Origin of the sequence: Bittarella massiliensis (ex Durand et al. 2017) (assembly GCF_009876955.1) — a bacterium.
GTDB classification, from domain to species: Bacteria; Bacillota; Clostridia; order Oscillospirales; family Ruminococcaceae; genus Bittarella; species Bittarella massiliensis.
This window is the reverse complement of record NZ_WWVY01000007.1, coordinates 63089-78963: the sequence shown is the minus strand read 5'-3', so window position 1 is coordinate 78963 and position 15875 is coordinate 63089. Positions and strand designations below refer to the sequence as shown.

The following is a 15875-nucleotide window of genomic DNA, read 5'->3' as shown; positions in this document are numbered from 1 at the left end:
GGGAGCCGATGTGCGCTCCGGGCCCTTCCTTTGCCCCCGACCGCCCCTGTGCGGCCGTTTTAGCAGAAATAGGCCGCAGGGGCGTAGTAGGTGCAGGCGGTGGTCTTTCCCGCAAAGTGGAGGGAAAGGCGCACCGTCTCGGCCCAATCGGGGATGGAGAAGGTCGCCATCTGCCGGCTAAAGCAGTAGCAGACCCGGCAGGTGATGACCTCCTCCCGCCGCTCGGTTTGCCCGTTGGGGCCGCAGAACTCGGCCGCCAGGCGGATGTCCTGGGCCTCCACCGCCCGCAGCACATACCCCCAGGTGATGGCCTGCTGTCCCCGCACCGGGATGGCGGGGTCGTACTGGTCGTAGCCGCTGCCGCCCTCGGGCAGGGTGGTGGTGCAGGTGCGGTAGCCGCAGACGCAGAGGTTGTCGTAGGTCGCCCCGCTCCCCGAAAAGTAGAGGGGGCCGCCGTCGGGCCCGGGGCACCAGCGCGAATTGCAGATGATGTTTTTCACAGTCACATCACTCCCACAGAATGTTGGGCGCCGCCGGAAGGGGGACGCCCTTTTTACAGGATATTGCAGAGGGGGCCCGGGGGTGTATCGCCCCCGCCCCGGACAGAGCGAAAGGAAGAGAGTTTGCCATGACCGAACGGGAAATCGCCGAGATCCGCCGCCGCTACCGGCCGGAAAAGACCAACATCACCCACCTGCGGGGCTGCTATGTCAACGAGAAGCGGGAGATCGTCTCCCAGTTTGACCAGCCCCTCTCGATGATGAGCGAGGAGGAGGCGGAGAAGATCCTCGCCACCCTCAAGCGCACCCTCTCGGGGGCCCAGGGCCGCAACCTCTTTGATGTGGAGTTCGCCACCCAGCAGGTGGTGGACAGCGAGGAGCACCGGCTGCTCATGTCCCTGCGCAGTTCCGGTCTGGGGGACGAGGAGGCGGTGCAGGCCTTTTTGCAGAAGGTCATCGCCTCCCTGTCGATGGAGGGCAGCTACCTCATCCTCCTGGCCCACGAGACCTACGACGTCCCCTACCGCTCGGCCGACGGGGGCCGGCAGGACGACGCCTCCGACCAGGTCTACACCTATTTTCTCTGCAGCATCTGCCCGGTCAAGCTCACCACCCCCGCTCTGAGCTATTTCATCTACGAGAACAAGCTCTCCAACCGGCCGGCGGACTGGCTGGTCTCGCCCCCCGAACTGGGGTTTCTCTTCCCCGCCTTTGACAGCCGCAGCGCCAACATTTACAGCGCCCTCTACTACACCCGCAACCCCGCCGAAAACCACCAGGAGTTTGCCGACGCCGTCTTCAACCGGGAGATCCCCATGCCCGCCGCCGAGCAGAAGGAGACCTTTCAGTCCCTTTTGGGGGAGAGCCTGGGCGAGGACTGCAGCCTGGAGGTGGTGCAGGCGGTGGAGGGCCAGCTCACCGAGATGATCGAGGCGCACAAGGAGCGCAAAGAGGAGGAGCCCCTGGCCGTCTCTAAGTACGCCGTCAAGCGGGTGCTGGAGGGCTGCGGGGTGCCGGAGGAGCGGTTGAGCACCTTTACCCAGCGCTACGACGAGGCCTTTGGCCCCGATTTGGATTTGAGCCCCCGCAACCTGGTCAACGCCCGGGCGCTGGAGGTCGCCACCCCCGACGTCACCGTCAAGGTGAACCCCGAGCGGGGGGATCTGGTGGAGACCCGGGTCATCGACGGCATCCGCTACATCCTCATCCGCGCCGAGGAGGGGGTACAGGTCAACGGGATCGACATCCACATCTCCTGATTTCTTGCCCCCGGCAGGGGGGCTCCACGGCGATTCGGTTTGCAGGGGAGCAATTTGCCCTGAGGGGCAGGTTGCTCCCCTTTTTGTCGGCCGAAGGGGGGAGGCGACATTTCGCCGCCATTTCGCGGGGCAAAGGGGGTCCTTTTGCCCCGCGTCCTTCTCCCCGGGCGAAGGCCGACGGGGTCCAGGGTGGCCGGCGGCGCCGTCCCTCTGCCGCGCCCTTCACTGCCCGGCCCTATCGGCATGGCCGGGGCAGCAGATTGCGGCGCTGTGGGGAGATGCCGACGAGAGCGGCCCTGTCCCGGGGAGGGCAGGCCGCCCTGGCCCGAGGGGGCCGGGAGCTGTCACCGGCCGGACCCCGCCCTGTTGCGGGCGACCGGGGAGCGCTGCAAGGGCACCTGCCTTGATTCCCCCTGGGGACCGGGTGCTTTTTCCAGCTGTCCGCAGGCAGCCGGAGGGGGCGGTTTCAACGGGGCCGCCCTCTCTGAAATCGCGTCTCCTTCTCTCGGCCCCGCCTTGCCCCCTGGGCGGGCGGGGTTGACGTGCACCATGCAGTGTTTGACCTGGGGGAACCCCGCCTCGACGGCCCGGTGCACCCCCTCGGCGATTTGATGGGCTGCCTCGAGGGAGAGGCGGCCGTCCACCGCGATCTCCATGTCCACATAGGCCCGGGCCCCAAACTGCCGGGTGCGCATCTCGTCCAGCCCTGCCACCCCCTCCTGGGCGCGGACGGCCGCGGCAATGGCCTGCACCGTCTGGGTGTCGCAGGCTTTGTCTACCATCTTGTCCACCGCGTCGCGAAAGATGTCCAGGGCCGCCTTGCAGATGAAGAGGGAGATGACGGCGCTGGCCAGGGGGTCGAGGATCGGCCACCCCAGCCGGGCCCCAAAAATGCCCACAAAGGCCCCCACCGAGGAGAGGGCGTCGGAGCGGTGGTGCCAGGCGTCGGCCATCAGCGCCCCCGAGTGCACTCGCCGGGCCGCCTTCCGGGTGTAGCGAAACATCCACTCCTTCACCGCGATGGAGACGGCCGCCGCCGTCAAGGCCAGCGCCCCCGGCGCTGCCAACGCCTTCCCCCCGCTGCACATCTGGGCGATCCCCTGGGCGCCGATGGCCGCCCCGGTGGCCGCCAAAATCACCGCCAGCAGGATGGCGGCCACGCACTCCAGCCGCTCGTGGCCGTAGGGGTGGTCCCGGTCGGGCTGCCGGGCGGCCAGGTTGATGCCCCCCATCACCACCAGGGTGCTGAAGACGTCGGAGGCGGAGTGGACCGCGTCGGACACCATCGCCCCCGAGCGGGCCAACAGCCCCGCCGCCAACTTGAAGGCCGTCAGCGCCAGGTTGACCGCAATGCTCACCCCCGACACCCGCATGGCCACCCGCCGCCCCTCGTCCGCCTCTCTCACGGCGATCCCCTCCTTTATCCTGCGGCGCCGCCCCTCTTTGCCGGAAGGGCGGCGCCGTGCCCCCCAGCTTATGCGCCGCCCCCGCCATGGTTGACAAAGGGGAGAGGGGGGCGGTACGATAGAGGAAATTTCTTGCGAGAGGGGGCGCCGGCTTTGCGCCTTTGCATTGAGGGAGCTCCGCGCAAGGTCCGCTAGTCGGGCGGCGCTGCGCGGAGCAAATCATTAAGTAGTAAAGATACGCTTTTCGCCCGACAGAGGGATTTTGCGCGTTTGGAACAGCCATCCGGCCCGGCCGGAAATCCAAACAAAGGAGCAAAGTCCATCGTGTTTTCAAAAATCAAAGCCCGCTATCGCGGTCTGGGGCCCTTTTTCGTCCTCTGGTCCACCCAATCCCTCTCGGCCCTGGGCAGCGCCATGACCAGTTTTGCCCTGGTGGTCTGGTCCTACCAGCAGTGGGGCTCGGCCCTCTCCACCGGCCTGCTCTCGGTCTGCTCCTACGCCCCCTATGTGGCGCTGAGCATCTTCTCCGGCGCCCTGAGCGACCGCTGGGACAAGCGAAAGACCATGCTGCTGTGCGACAGCGCGGCGGCCTTCTGCACCCTCTGCGCCCTCGCCCTCCTCTCCACCGGGCGGCTGGCCATGGGACACCTCTACCTCCTCAACGCCGTGAGCGGGTTGATGAACACCTTTCAGCAGCCCGCCTCCGACGTGGCCGTCAGCCTGCTGGTTCCTCGGGAGCAGTACCACCAGGTGAGCGGGCTGCGGGCCCTCTCCAACTCCCTGGTCACCGTGCTCGCCCCCATCCTGGCCAGCGCGGTCTTCGCCTTTGGGGGGCTGGGGGCGGTGATCGCGGTCGACCTCTCCACCTTCGCCGTGGCCGCCGCTGCCCTCTGCCTGGCCGTCCGGCTCCCCCACACTGCCGCCGAGACGGGCCCGCGGGAGCCGACCTGGCAGGTGGCAAAGGCGGGGCTCGTCTTTCTCGCCCAAAATCGGGGGGTGCTCCACCTCATCCTCTTTCTGGCCGCCATCAACCTTACCGCCTCGATGTACAATGCGGCCCTGCCCGCCCTCCTCCTCTCCCGGGCCGGGGGGGGGGAGGTGGCCCTGGGGCTGGTGAACACCTGTGCGGGGCTTGCCAACCTGGTGGGCAGCGCCGCGGTCTCCCTCGCCCCGGCCCCCAAAAGCCGGGTGCGGGTGATCATGGGGGCCCTCCTCTTCTCCATGAGCACCGAAAACCTCCTCCTCTCCCTGGGGCGGGGGCTGCCGGTCTGGTGCCTGGGCTCGGTGCTGGGGTGGCTCTGCATCCCCGCCATGAACGCCAACCTCGACGTGCTGCTGCGGCTGCACATCCCGGTGGAGATGCAGGGCCGGGTCTACTCGGTGCGAAACGCCCTGCAGTTCTTCACCATCCCCCTGGGCTATCTGGCCGGAGGCGCCCTGGTGGACGGGGTCTGCGAGCCCCTGATGGCCGCCCAGCCCGCCTGCAGCCCCCTGCACCTCCTCTTTGGAGAGGGGAAGGGCGCGGGGGCCGCCCTCCTCTTTTTCTTCCTGGCGGCGCTGGGGGTGGGCACCTGCCTCCTCTTTCGCCGCTCCCGGGCCATCTGGGCCCTGGAGGAACGGCCGCCCCGCCGGTAAACGCACAGAAAAGAGCGCCCGCCCCCCTGTAAAAGGGGGGGGGGCGCTCTTCTGCCTTTAGCGGGCGGGGACTTTGGCGGCAAGGAGGGGGGCGGCCTCCTCCCCGGTCAGGGGGCGGGCGTAGAGGAAGCCCTGGATCAGCTCGATACCGCAGTCGAGGACAAAGCGATTTTGCACCTCGTCCTCCACCCCTTCGGCCAACACCCGCATTCCCATGCGGTGAAAGATCTCGGTCAGGGCCCGGACCATGACGGCGGTGTTCTCCTGCTTCACCGCCGCCCAGATGAGACTCTTGTCCAGTTTGACGGTGTCGAAGGGGAGGGCTAGCACTGAACTCAGGTTGGAGTAGCCGGTGCCGAAGTCGTCCAGCCCCAGGCGGATGCCCATCTGCCGCATCTCCCGGGCGAATTCGCCCACCAGCTCCGGCTTTTCGGCCAGGGCGGTCTCGGTGAACTCGATCACGATTTGAGAGAAGGGGACGCCGCTGTCCCCGATGATCCGGCGCACCCGCTCCACCACCCCCGGCTGCCCGAACATCACCGCCGAAAAGTTGACGTGTATCCCCTCCACCGAGATGTCCCGCTCTTTGAGCAAGAGCAGGTAGCGGCAGACCCGCTCCAACACCTGGTAGGTCAGCTCCACAATGTCGCCGGTCTCCTCGGCCAGGGGGATGAACTCCGCCGGCGAGACCGGGTCGGCGGGGGTGCCCTCGATGCGCATCAGCGACTCGGCATAGGGGAAGCGGCTGCTGGACACGTCGTAGATGGGCTGGTAGCGCAGGGAGAAGGCGCCCTGGGAACAGGCTCGCTTCACCGCCTGCAGCACCTGCTCCCGGCGGCGGATCTCCCCCAGCATGGCGGGCCCGCAGTAGCAGATGTTGCGGCCAGGCTGGCGCTTGGCCTGGGAGACGGCGTAGGCGACCCCACCGGCCAGCCCCTCGCCGGTGTCGGCGCTGCTGGGGTACTGCACCACCCCCATGGCCCAGGGCAGGGGGCGCAGGTAGTTGCCCGCCCGCCAGGGCAGGGCCATCCGCTCCCGGATGGCCCCCAGCACCCGGCCCACCTGTGCCCGCCCGCCGTCGCGGATGAGGACGGCGAACTCGTCCCCGCCGAAGCGAAAGACGTTTTTCTCTCCCGCCAACTGCCGCAGCCAGCCGCAGACCTCTTTTAGAAAGAGGTCCCCCACCGACTGGCCGAAGCGGCTGTTGATCTGCTTGAAGTCCCGCAGGGAGAGGACCGCCACCGTGAAGGTGGGCAGCCGCTTTTCAAAGAGGAGCAGGTCGATGAGGTTGACCAGTTCCTGCCGGTTGGGTGCGCCGGTGAGGGAGTCCAGAGACATCTGCTTGTTCTGCAGGTGCAGGTAGATGATGAGCAGGGCGCAGGTCGCCGCCGAGCCCGAGAGGATGACGGTGGGGAAAAACTGCTGCACCAGGATGACGACGAAGGCCACCGCCGGAAAGGAGAGGAGGATGGTCCTCGTCGAGCGCTCCACCGAGTGCCGAAAGCGCAGCACCAGCAGGATGCTGGCGGCGCAGTAGGCGTAAAAGAGCAGGTAGGTCAGGGCGATCCACTCCCCCTGCCGGTAGCCGCCTTCGGGGGTGATGGAGAAGAGCTTGCCGGTGAGGGGGTCGGCCAGGGCCAGCAGGGCGTAGAGGACGCCGAGGGTGATCCCCCCGGCAAAGACCCAGCGCAGCATGGGCTGCCCCTTGCAGAGGATGGCGGCCGAGTAGAGAAAATAGGCCAGCCCCATCAGGGGGGTGCAGATGAAGTAGAGGGTGGTCACCCCCCAGACCAGCCACTGGGGGGCCAGGCCGGGGCGCATCAGCAGCAGGGTGGAGAGGATGTTGGTGGAGACCGCCAAAAAGGTGATGATCAGGCAGCCCTGAAACACCCGATTTTTCAAGCTGGGCAGCGGACTGCCCCGACGGGAGTACCCCCAGATGATGAGCAGTATGACTGCCGAAACGCACTCCGGCGCGATGTCCCAGCGCATGCGATCCCTCCGCCGCCCCACAGGGCAAAGAATAAAATCAAGAATCAAAAATCAAAGGATAAAATATGTCAAAACTGTGAAGATACGTTCATCATAGTCGAAAACCGCCAAAAAGGCAATGAAAATCCACTGCCGTCATCCCCGCGCCGCCCCTCTGTTTGGAAAAGGGCACAAAAAGGGGTATAATGAAAAGCAGAAAGCGCCCCCGCACCGGCTGTCGCCCGGCGCAGGGGGCGGAGGAGGCAAAAACGGTGGCCAACATCTTTGACTATCTGGAATGGCGGGGCGACCTGCGCTTTGACCAGGCGCCCTTTACCTGCGTGGACAACCTCATCCTCTGCCGGCTGTCCTATGTCCCCTTTGACGGGGTGGTCCCCCCGCCGGGGGAGGGGGGACCGATCCCCCTGCGCCGGGCGGCGGAACGGCTCCTCTCCCCGGCCTTTGCCCGCCAGACAGAGGCCATGTGGGCGCGCGACCGCGACCTGCTGCGGGCCCTGGCCGCCAGTGCCCGCTTTGGCGAGATGCCCCTTTTGGGCTATGTCAACGACGTGGACGCCGACGAGCAAAAGCAGTTTTCCGCCCTCTGCGCCCTGCCCGGCGACGGCACCGGCTTTGCCGCCTTCCGGGGGACCGACAACACCCTGGTGGGCTGGAAGGAGGACTTCAACATGGGCTTTGCCACCCCGGTGCCCGCCCAGAGGGAGGCGGTCTCCTACCTCTGCCGAGCGGTGGAGCGAGGGCCGGCGAGCTGGCGGGTGGGGGGCCACTCCAAGGGGGGCAACCTGGCGGTCTACGCCGCCGCCTTTGCCCCGGCCCCGGTGCAGGAGCGGCTGCTCTGGGTGCAGAACAACGACGGCCCCGGCTTTGACGGCGGGGTGCTGGATGGCCCGGGCTACCGGGCGGTGCGGGAGCGGGTGCACACCTACCTGCCCCAGTCCTCGGTGGTGGGGATGCTGCTGGAACACGAGGAGGCCTACACGGTGGTCCACAGCGGCCAGGTGGGGCTGATGCAGCACGACCTCTACTCCTGGGAGGTGAAGGGCCCCGGCTTTGTCTGCCTCGACGAGGTGAGCGCCAGCAGCAAGTTCATCGACAAGACCCTCAAGGACTGGGTGGCCGGGATGAGCAGGGAGGAGCGGGCCACCTTCTTCGACACCCTCTACCAGCTTCTGGCCGGCACCCAGGCCAAGACGGTGGGCGAGCTCTCCGGCGACTGGCTGCACAGCGCCGGGGCGGTGCTGCAGTCCCTCAAAAATGTGGACGAGGACACCCGCCGCCTGATGGGCCAGGTGATGGGCGGCCTCTTTCGCTCGGCGCGGGAGAACCTCCGCCCTGCCCGCCCACGGAGCGAGGGAGGGGAGCGGCGTCTGGAGTAGAGTGCCCTCTCGCCCCGGAGAGCGGGGTCGGCTGCGGCCCGGTCTCCTGTTGCCGCCAGGAAGGGGGGATTGCTTCCCGGCAGGGGGCGGCGGACGTCTCTGTCAAGAGGGCCAGGGCGGCGGAAAGAGCTTGGGAGAAGGGGGACGATTGCCCCCTTTTTCGCCGGGAGGACCTCCATACCGCCCGCCCCCGGGGTAAGAAGTCAGGGTGGTGTCTGAAGTAGGGAACCTTTCGCCCCGGAGAGGGGAGCGGGATCGGCTGCGGTCCGGTCTCCTGTCGCCGCCGGGAAGGAGGGCTTGCTTCCCGGCAGCGGGCAGCGGCCTCTCCTGTCATCTAACGGCCCGCCCGACCTCTGCGCCCGTTGTCCCTTTGCCGCCGGGTGGAAGGTCCACCCGGCGCCCCTGTGGGAGGGACGCGTCCGCCCCTGGTTGGGGCGGGGTGAAATGGGCCTTCCCCCCGACGCTCTGCCCAAACCCCGCCAAGGGCTTCTCCATGCGCCTCGGCGCTTCGGACCCCCTCTCAAAACGCGCCTGTTGTGGCACTCTTTCACCGCAATATCGGCGAAATGACGGTTGACTGGGTGCACAAGATGTAGTATGATTTGATCAATCTGTTTCAGAATCAAAACTAGATATGGAAACGAAAGCACGCGGGTGCCCGGCCTGTCATCGGGCCGGGCGGCAACAGGGAAGACGGGTGAAAAGCCCGCGCGGTCCCGCCGCCGTAAGGAGAGAGCACGCCCCAACTGCCACTGGTTCCCCCGGGAGCTGGGAAGGCGGGGCGCGCGTGGAATCCGAGCCGGAATACCTGCCCGCTGTGCGCGCGCTGCCACGGTGTATGGCGTCAAACGGGCTCTGGTGAGTGACTTTTGTCGCGCCCCTGCCTGCCTTTGGCCGGCAGGGGCTTTTCAGCGCTCTGGGCGTCTCCAGCGGTTTTCTGAAACCACTTTGATGGGAGGACACAATACGATGATCGAATCGATTCGCAAGCGCAGCGGGGACATTGTCCCCTTTGATCCGGAGAAGATCACCTGGGCCATCTTCAAGGCGGCCGCCGCCGTGGGGGGAGACGACTGGCATCGGGCGGAGGAGCTCTCCCGCCAGGTGGTGGAGATGGCCTCGTCCCGCACCGGCGTGCTGGACGTGGAGGAGGTGCAGGACATGGTGGAAAAGGTCCTCATCGAAAACCGCCACGCCCGCACCGCCAAGGCCTACATCCTCTACCGGGAGAAGCGCCAGGGCGCCCGGGAGGCCAACGCCCTCATCGGCGCCACCATCGACATGTTCTCCCAGTACCTGGACGACATGGACTGGAAGATCCAGGAGAACGCCAACACCCAAAAGTCCATCAACGGGATGAACAACTACATCCGCGAGGCCTTTACCAAGCAGTACTGGCTCCACGAGATCTATCCCGAGGAGATCCGCCGCGCCCACACCTCGGGGGACCTGCACCTGCACGACCTGGGCTTTTTCGGCCCCTACTGCGCCGGGTGGGACCTGCGCCAGCTGCTGATGCAGGGCTTTGGCGGGGTGCCCGGCAAGGTGGAGAGCGGCCCGGCCAAGCACCTGCGCTCCTTTTTGGGGCAGATCGTCAACTCCACCTTCACCACCCAGGGCGAGTCGGCCGGCGCCCAGGCCTGGTCCTCCTTTGACACCTACTGCGCCCCCTTCATCCGCTACGACCACATGGACTACGCCGCGGTGAAACAGGCGCTGCAGGAGTTCATCTTCAACCTCAACGTCCCCACCCGGGTGGGCTTTCAGTGCCCCTTCTCCAACCTGACCTTCGACATCGTGGTCCCCTCCACCCTCAAGGACGAGTGCGTGGTCATCGGCGGCCAGCCCATGGACGCCTGCTACGGCGACTTTCAGGCCGAGATGGACCTGCTCAACACCGCCTTCTGCGACGTGATGATGGAGGGGGACCGCCACGGCCGGGTCTTCACCTTCCCCATCCCCACCATCAACGTCACCAAGGAGTTTGACTGGCAGAGCCCGGTGGTGGACAAATTCATGGAGATCACCTGCAAGTACGGCATCCCCTACTTCTCCAACTACATCAACTCCGACCTCTCCCCCGAGGACGCCCTCTCCATGTGCTGCCGGCTGCGGCTTGACACCAGCGAGCTGCGCAAGCGAGGCGGTGGCCTCTTCGGCTCCAACCCCATGACCGGCTCCATCGGGGTGGTCACCCTCAATCTGCCCCGGCTGTGCTACCTGGCCCAGGACGAGGAGGACCTGATGCGGCGGCTGGACGGGCTGCTGGAACTGGCCAAGAACAGCCTGGAAATCAAGCGCAAGACCATTGAAAAGCAGACCGAAAATGGGATGTACCCCTACTCGGCCCACTACCTCAAAGAGGTCAAGGCCCGCACCGGCTCCTACTGGTTCAACCACTTCAACACCATCGGCCTGGTGGGGATGAACGAGGCCTGCCGCAACTTCCTGGGCTGCGAGATCACCGCCCCTGAGGGGCAGCAGTTCGCCCTGCGGGTGCTGGGCCACATGCGGGAGGTCATCACCCGCTTCCAGGAGGAGACCGGCCATGTCTACAACCTGGAGGCCACCCCCGCCGAGGGGACCAGCTACCGCCTGGCCCAGCTCGACCGGGACCGCTACCCCGACATCCTCACCGCCGGGGAGGAGGTGCCCTACTACACCAACTCCACCCAGCTGCCGGTGGGCTACACCGACGACATCTTCGAGACCCTCGACCTGCAGGACGACCTGCAGTGCATGTACACCGGCGGCACGGTGCTCCACCTCTACCTGGGCGAGCAGATCCGGGACATCGAGGTGGCCAAGGCCCTGCTGCAAAAGGCCTTTACCAACTACAAGCTGCCCTACCTCTCTCTGACCCCCACCTTCTCGGTCTGCCCCGAGCACGGCTACATCAGCGGCGAGGTGTACAGCTGCCCCGACTGCGGCGCCGCCACCGAGGTGTGGAGCCGGGTGGTGGGCTATCTCCGCCCGGTGCAGAACTTCCACAAGGGCAAGAAGGAGGAGTACCGCCAGCGGGTCAAGTACGTCATCAAAGAGGGCGAACTCTCCGAGGCGGCCGCCCAGTGAAGGTCGCCGGCATCCAGCGCACCAGCACCATCGACTTCCCCGGGGTGCTGGCCTGCGTCCTCTTCACCCGCGGCTGCGACACCGACTGCTTTTACTGCCACAACCGCGACCTGTTGGGTCCCGGCGACTGCCTGCCCGAAGGGGAGGTGGAGGCCTTTTTGAAAAAGCGCCGGGGGCTGCTGGACGGGGTGGTGGTCAGCGGCGGGGAACCGCTGCTCCAGCCCGATCTGGAGGGGTTTTTGGCCGCCCTCAAGGCCATGGGCTACCGGGTCAAGCTGGACACCAACGGCCGCCAGACCCAGCGGGTGCTGGCCCTGGTGGAGGCGGGGCTCTGCGACTACCTGGCCATCGACTGGAAGGCCCCCCGCCAGCAGTACCTCCAGGTGTGCGGCGTTCCCCCCGAACAGGGGTACGACGCCACCCGCGAGACCCTCTGCCGGCTGGCCGAAAAGGGGGTTCCCTGCGAGGCGCGGACCACCCTCTACCCCGGGCTCACCGCCGGGGCGCTGGTGGAGTTGGCGGGGCAGTTGCCCCCGCTGCCCCGCTACCGGCTCAACTTCTTTCGCACCCCCGCCTGCGCCCGGCAGCGGCACCTCCCCCTGTTGGAGCGCCCCTTCCTTACCCCCGAGCAGGTGCGGGCGGTGGAGCCCCAGCTCCGGGCCGTCCAGCCCGGCCTCACCTTTTAGACAGGCCTGTTTGATATGCGGCCCCGGCGCGGGAGAGCGGCAACGCTCTCCCGCGCCTTTTTGCCGTCTCTTCCCGCCCGGCCGCGGGGAAACGCGGGGCGGGAAACGGGAAAAAGGGGGGCTTTTTATCCCCCTTTTTCCCGCCGCCAGGGCCGCCGCGGAGGGGAAAGGGCCGCCCCCGCCCCCTGGGGACGGCGAAAGGGCTGGCGCCGTCCCTCTGCCGCCCCCTGCACAGGGGCGCTGGGGGGGACAAAAAACGCCATTTTTTTACAGCTCCCCTGACTATATTGGGAAGGAGACCCAATTGGGCGTTCACAGTAAAAGGGGGAGATTTGGTGAACGAGAGGATGAGCGGCGAGGCGCTGCTGGCGGCGGCGGCCCGGGGGGTCAAGGGGGGACTGGTCCGGCTGCAGCTGGGACAGGCCAAACCCCACTGGTCGCCCGACGGCGGATTTCTGGCCCTGCTGGACTGCACGCCGGAGCTCTTTGCCCGCACCCAGGGAGGGGACCCCTGGTTTTTCCTGGGGGCCCAGGGGAGGCGGCTGGCCGCCCGCAAACTGGCGCGGGCCCGGCGGGCGGGGCGGGTGCAGGCCGACTTTCCCTGCTACACCCCGGCGGGCCAGCTGCGCTGGCTGCGCTGGTGCGGGGTGCTGGAGGCCCCGCACCGCTGGCGGTTTTTCTGCCTGGACATCGGCCGCTGGCGGCAGATGCAGCGAGAGCTGGAGGGGGAGCGGGAGCGGCGACAGGTGCTGCTGCGCTGCACCGATGGGCTGGCCTTTGAGTACGACGGGGCGGAGGACGTGATGACCTTCTGCGACCGCCGCCCCGGCCGGGCGGGGGGCGGCATCTGGCGGGCAGAGGGCTACCTGGCCGCCCTGGAAGGGAGCGGCTGCCCCGGGACGGCGGACTTTGCCGCCATCTGCCGGGGGAAGAGCGCCGGCCCGGCCGAGGTGCGGCTGGAAGGGCGGGCCTTCCCCGGCCACGAGGGGGGCTGGTTTTCGGCCTCCGGCGCGCCGGTGGAGGGCCCGGGGGGCCGCACCTGTGTGCTGGGGGTGCTGCGGGACATCAGCGCCCACAAAAAGGAGACCCAGAAGCTGCGCTCCCGCTGCTGCCGCGACCCCATGACAAGGCTCTACAACAAGCTCTCCACCGCCGAGGCGGTGGACGGCTACCTGCAAGGCCCCTGCCGGGGCAGCTCCGGCGCCCTGCTGCTCATTGACCTGGACGACTTCAAGGGGGTCAACGACCGCTACGGCCACCAGTTTGGCGACGCGGTCCTCACCGAGGTCAGCGCCCGGCTGCGGGCCAACTTTCGCGCCACCGACATCGTGGGCCGGGTGGGGGGCGACGAGTTTGTGGTCTTTATGAAGGACGCCGCCGCGCCGGTGGTGGGGGAGACGGTGGAGCGCCTCTGCCAACTGCTGGAACAGGAGCTTCCCTCCCGCCGGGGCCTCTCGGTGCGGGGGAGCATCGGCGTCGCCCTCTGGCCCCGGGACGGCGCCAGCTACGAGACCCTCTTTGCCGCTGCCGACCGGGCCATGTACGAGGCCAAGCGGGCGGGGAAGGACCGCTACCGGATGGCCGCCGGGGCCCCTGCCCCCGCCCTGGGCGGGGACAGGGGAGGGGAGGCCGACTGCCCCCTCTGCCTGGGGCGGCTGCTAGAGCGGGCGACGGCCGCCCCCGCACCGGAGGAGGGGGTGCGCCGGGTGCTGGCCGACCTGGGGGACGCCCTGGGCGCCCACCGCACCTACTTTGTCTGGAAGGGGGAGGCCCCCCTGCACGTCTGGACGGCCCCCGGGGTGGCTGCCGGTCTCCCCGACGGGCCGGCGGCGCCCGCCCTTCTCGATCGGGTGGACCTGCAGCCCTATTATGACCCCGCCGCCGGGCTGCTCTACTGCCCCGACGCGGAGGCCGCCGGGGAGAGCGCCCCCCGCTTTGCCGCCTTCTGCCGGGCGCGGGGGGCCCGGGCGGTGCTGCAGTGCCGCGTTGCCGGCGGCGGGCGTCTGGGCCTTTTGGGGGCCGAGGTCAACGGCGCCCGGCGCTACTGGAACAAGGAGGAGGTCGCCCTGCTCAAAGGGGCGGCCCGCATCTGCCAACTGCTGCTGTGCTAGGGGCGGTTGGGGACCGACCGCTTGCCGGCCTTTGCGAGGAATTTTGCAAAGGCCGGCTTTTCTTGGTGAAAACACAACAAATTTTGTCTATAAATGGCCACTTCCAATTGTAAAGATTGGAAGATAATGATATGATAATAGAAAAATCGGCCGCTCTGCCCGCAGGGCAGAGACGGGCGGGAACGGCGCGATGTCTGGCGTGGGCGCGCCCCGCCCCGCCGAGAGGAGAGAGTACTGTGTCAAAACAAGGAAATTGTCGTCCCCGCCGCGGTCTGCGGGCGGTGGCCCTGGTGCTGAGCGTCGCCCTGGCCTCCCTGGGGCTCTTCACCGGCTGCAAGGACAAAAACCACGGGCTGAAAAATAATGAGGTGTGATAGCGATAGCGGCAAAAAGCTAATAAAATCAATGGTTTTGCGGACAGCGGATAGACAGGGAATGTGTTAAAAACTGAATACGCACACAAACGGCGTTACCTTAACCCCTTTGGGGGAGAAAGTAACGCCGTTTTTTTATGCCCGCAGGAAAGGAGGTGCAGCCGGAATGTATTTCACAAAGGGCAAGCAGCGGGCGTTTGAATTGCTCATGCAGCAGAAGCCGGGATTTGACCGCTATCAATCCGGTTGTGCCGGAGATGATGAAGATTGCGGCACTTGCCGTTTCTACCGCCCCGGGTGGAAATATGAGTTTTGCGTTTTCAAAGAGTGTCCCTATTGCCCCGGCAAAAGGACGCGGAAAACGCACGCCAGCATGGACAAATAGACGGGCAAAAGCCCTTGTGCCATGCGGCTTTGCAGACGCGAAAACGGCAAAGGGCATATTGCAATACCAAAACAGCCGAAAACGGCTTTCTAATTGTCCACGCATACCAAGAGAGGAAGTGAGGAAATATGGCAGTTTTCAGAGTGGAGCGAAATACGGGATATACCGTTATGAGCAACCACCACTTGCGAAACAAGGAATTGTCCTTAAAGGCAAAGGGCTTGTTGTCGCAAATGCTTTCGCTGCCCGAAGATTGGGATTATACCCTTGCGGGCTTATCCCATATCAACCGGGAGAAGATCGACGCAATCCGCGAAGCGGTAAAGGAACTCGAAAAAGCCGGATATATCGTGCGCAGCCGGGAGCGCGACGAAAAGGGACGCTTGCGGGGCGCAGATTACGTCATATACGAGCAGCCGCAGCCGCGAGAGCCGGAAGCAGCTACCAGCGGCGGACAGCCGCCTATATTGGATTTACCTACATTGGAAAATCCAACATTGGATAATCCAACGTTGGAAAAACCTACGCAGGAAAAACCTACGTTGGAAAATCCAACGCAATTAAATAAAGATATATTAAGTAAAGAACAATCAATTACTGATTTATCAAGTACCGATTCCATTCCTTTCCATTCCCTAAACCCCTTGCCCTTTGCGCATGGCGAAGCGGCTACGCCGCCGGAAAGGAAAAGAACGGAAGCGAAAAGCAATAGCGCAGTAGAGATTTACAGGGAGATTATCAAGGACAATATCGAATACGACCATCTCATTCAAAACTGCAAAATTGACAAAGACCGTTTGGACGAGATTGTTGACCTTATGCTGGAAACCGTCTGCACAGCCCGAAAGACAATCCGTATTGCCGGGGACGACTACCCCGCCGAATTGGTGAAATCCAAGTTTTTGAAGCTGAACAGCAGCCATATTGAGTTTGTTTTGGATTGCATGAGGGAGAACACAACCAAAGTGCGCAACATCAAGCAGTATCTAAAAGCGGTGCTGTTCAACGCGCCGAGTACCATTGACAGCTACTATACCGCCCTTGTCAATCACGACTTATACGGCGGCGAATGAGCATAG

General features: G+C 65.7%; 12 protein-coding genes and 1 riboswitch. Of the genes, 9 read left to right on the top strand and 3 right to left on the bottom strand.

The window, feature by feature from the left end; translation table 11 throughout:
* Window positions 1-59: 59 nt before the first annotated feature.
* The gene (locus tag GT748_RS09115; RefSeq protein ID WP_044993195.1) at window positions 60-500 is read right to left on the bottom strand and encodes a hypothetical protein; all 441 of its coding nucleotides are present in this window, start codon (window positions 498-500) and stop codon (window positions 60-62) included.
* A 128-nt stretch (window positions 501-628) separates the two neighbouring features.
* Here GT748_RS09115 and GT748_RS09110 point away from each other — a divergent pair, with 128 nt between their 5' ends.
* Window positions 629-1759 carry a DUF4317 domain-containing protein gene (locus GT748_RS09110; protein WP_044993193.1) on the top strand — a complete coding sequence of 377 codons (1131 nt, stop codon included), beginning with the start codon at window positions 629-631 and terminating at the stop codon, window positions 1757-1759.
* A gap of 344 nt (window positions 1760-2103) precedes the next feature.
* Here the strand turns inward: GT748_RS09110 and GT748_RS09105 are convergent, their stop codons facing one another.
* Window positions 2104-3165 (bottom strand): cation diffusion facilitator family transporter, encoded by a 1062-nt coding sequence (locus tag GT748_RS09105; protein WP_021660898.1) that lies wholly within the window; start codon window positions 3163-3165, stop codon window positions 2104-2106.
* A gap of 324 nt (window positions 3166-3489) precedes the next feature.
* Here GT748_RS09105 and GT748_RS09100 point away from each other — a divergent pair, with 324 nt between their 5' ends.
* Window positions 3490-4800 carry an MFS transporter gene (locus GT748_RS09100; protein WP_021660897.1) on the top strand — a complete coding sequence of 437 codons (1311 nt, stop codon included), beginning with the start codon at window positions 3490-3492 and terminating at the stop codon, window positions 4798-4800.
* A gap of 57 nt (window positions 4801-4857) precedes the next feature.
* Here the strand turns inward: GT748_RS09100 and GT748_RS09095 are convergent, their stop codons facing one another.
* On the bottom strand, window positions 4858-6792 hold the full coding sequence (locus GT748_RS09095) for a putative bifunctional diguanylate cyclase/phosphodiesterase (RefSeq protein WP_021659852.1): 1935 nt from the start codon (window positions 6790-6792) through the stop codon (window positions 4858-4860).
* A 185-nt stretch (window positions 6793-6977) separates the two neighbouring features.
* Here GT748_RS09095 and GT748_RS09090 point away from each other — a divergent pair, with 185 nt between their 5' ends.
* From GT748_RS09090 to GT748_RS09060, 7 genes are all read left to right on the top strand, one after another.
* Window positions 6978-8168, top strand: a complete 1191-nt coding sequence (locus GT748_RS09090) for an Mbeg1-like protein (RefSeq protein WP_021659854.1) — start codon at window positions 6978-6980, stop codon at window positions 8166-8168.
* Between the two features lie 638 nt (window positions 8169-8806).
* A riboswitch (cobalamin riboswitch) is annotated at window positions 8807-8998 on the top strand.
* Between the two features lie 139 nt (window positions 8999-9137).
* The gene (locus GT748_RS09085) at window positions 9138-11240 is read left to right on the top strand and encodes a ribonucleoside triphosphate reductase (protein WP_021659856.1); all 2103 of its coding nucleotides are present in this window, start codon (window positions 9138-9140) and stop codon (window positions 11238-11240) included.
* Window positions 11237-11926, top strand: a complete 690-nt coding sequence (locus GT748_RS09080) for an anaerobic ribonucleoside-triphosphate reductase activating protein (RefSeq protein ID WP_021659857.1) — start codon at window positions 11237-11239, stop codon at window positions 11924-11926. Before GT748_RS09085 ends, GT748_RS09080 begins: the two co-directional genes overlap by 4 nt.
* 335 nt (window positions 11927-12261) lie before the next feature.
* Window positions 12262-14037 carry a GGDEF domain-containing protein gene (locus GT748_RS15540; protein WP_044992782.1) on the top strand — a complete coding sequence of 592 codons (1776 nt, stop codon included), beginning with the start codon at window positions 12262-12264 and terminating at the stop codon, window positions 14035-14037.
* A 236-nt stretch (window positions 14038-14273) separates the two neighbouring features.
* Window positions 14274-14411 (top strand): hypothetical protein, encoded by a 138-nt coding sequence (locus tag GT748_RS09070; protein WP_161213469.1) that lies wholly within the window; start codon window positions 14274-14276, stop codon window positions 14409-14411.
* Between the two features lie 166 nt (window positions 14412-14577).
* On the top strand, window positions 14578-14796 hold the full coding sequence (locus GT748_RS09065; RefSeq protein ID WP_002604486.1) for a hypothetical protein: 219 nt from the start codon (window positions 14578-14580) through the stop codon (window positions 14794-14796).
* 128 nt (window positions 14797-14924) lie between these two features.
* Entirely contained in the window at window positions 14925-15869 is a 945-nt protein-coding gene (locus GT748_RS09060) for a DUF6017 domain-containing protein (protein WP_002604485.1), read from the top strand.
* Window positions 15870-15875 lie beyond the last annotated feature (6 nt).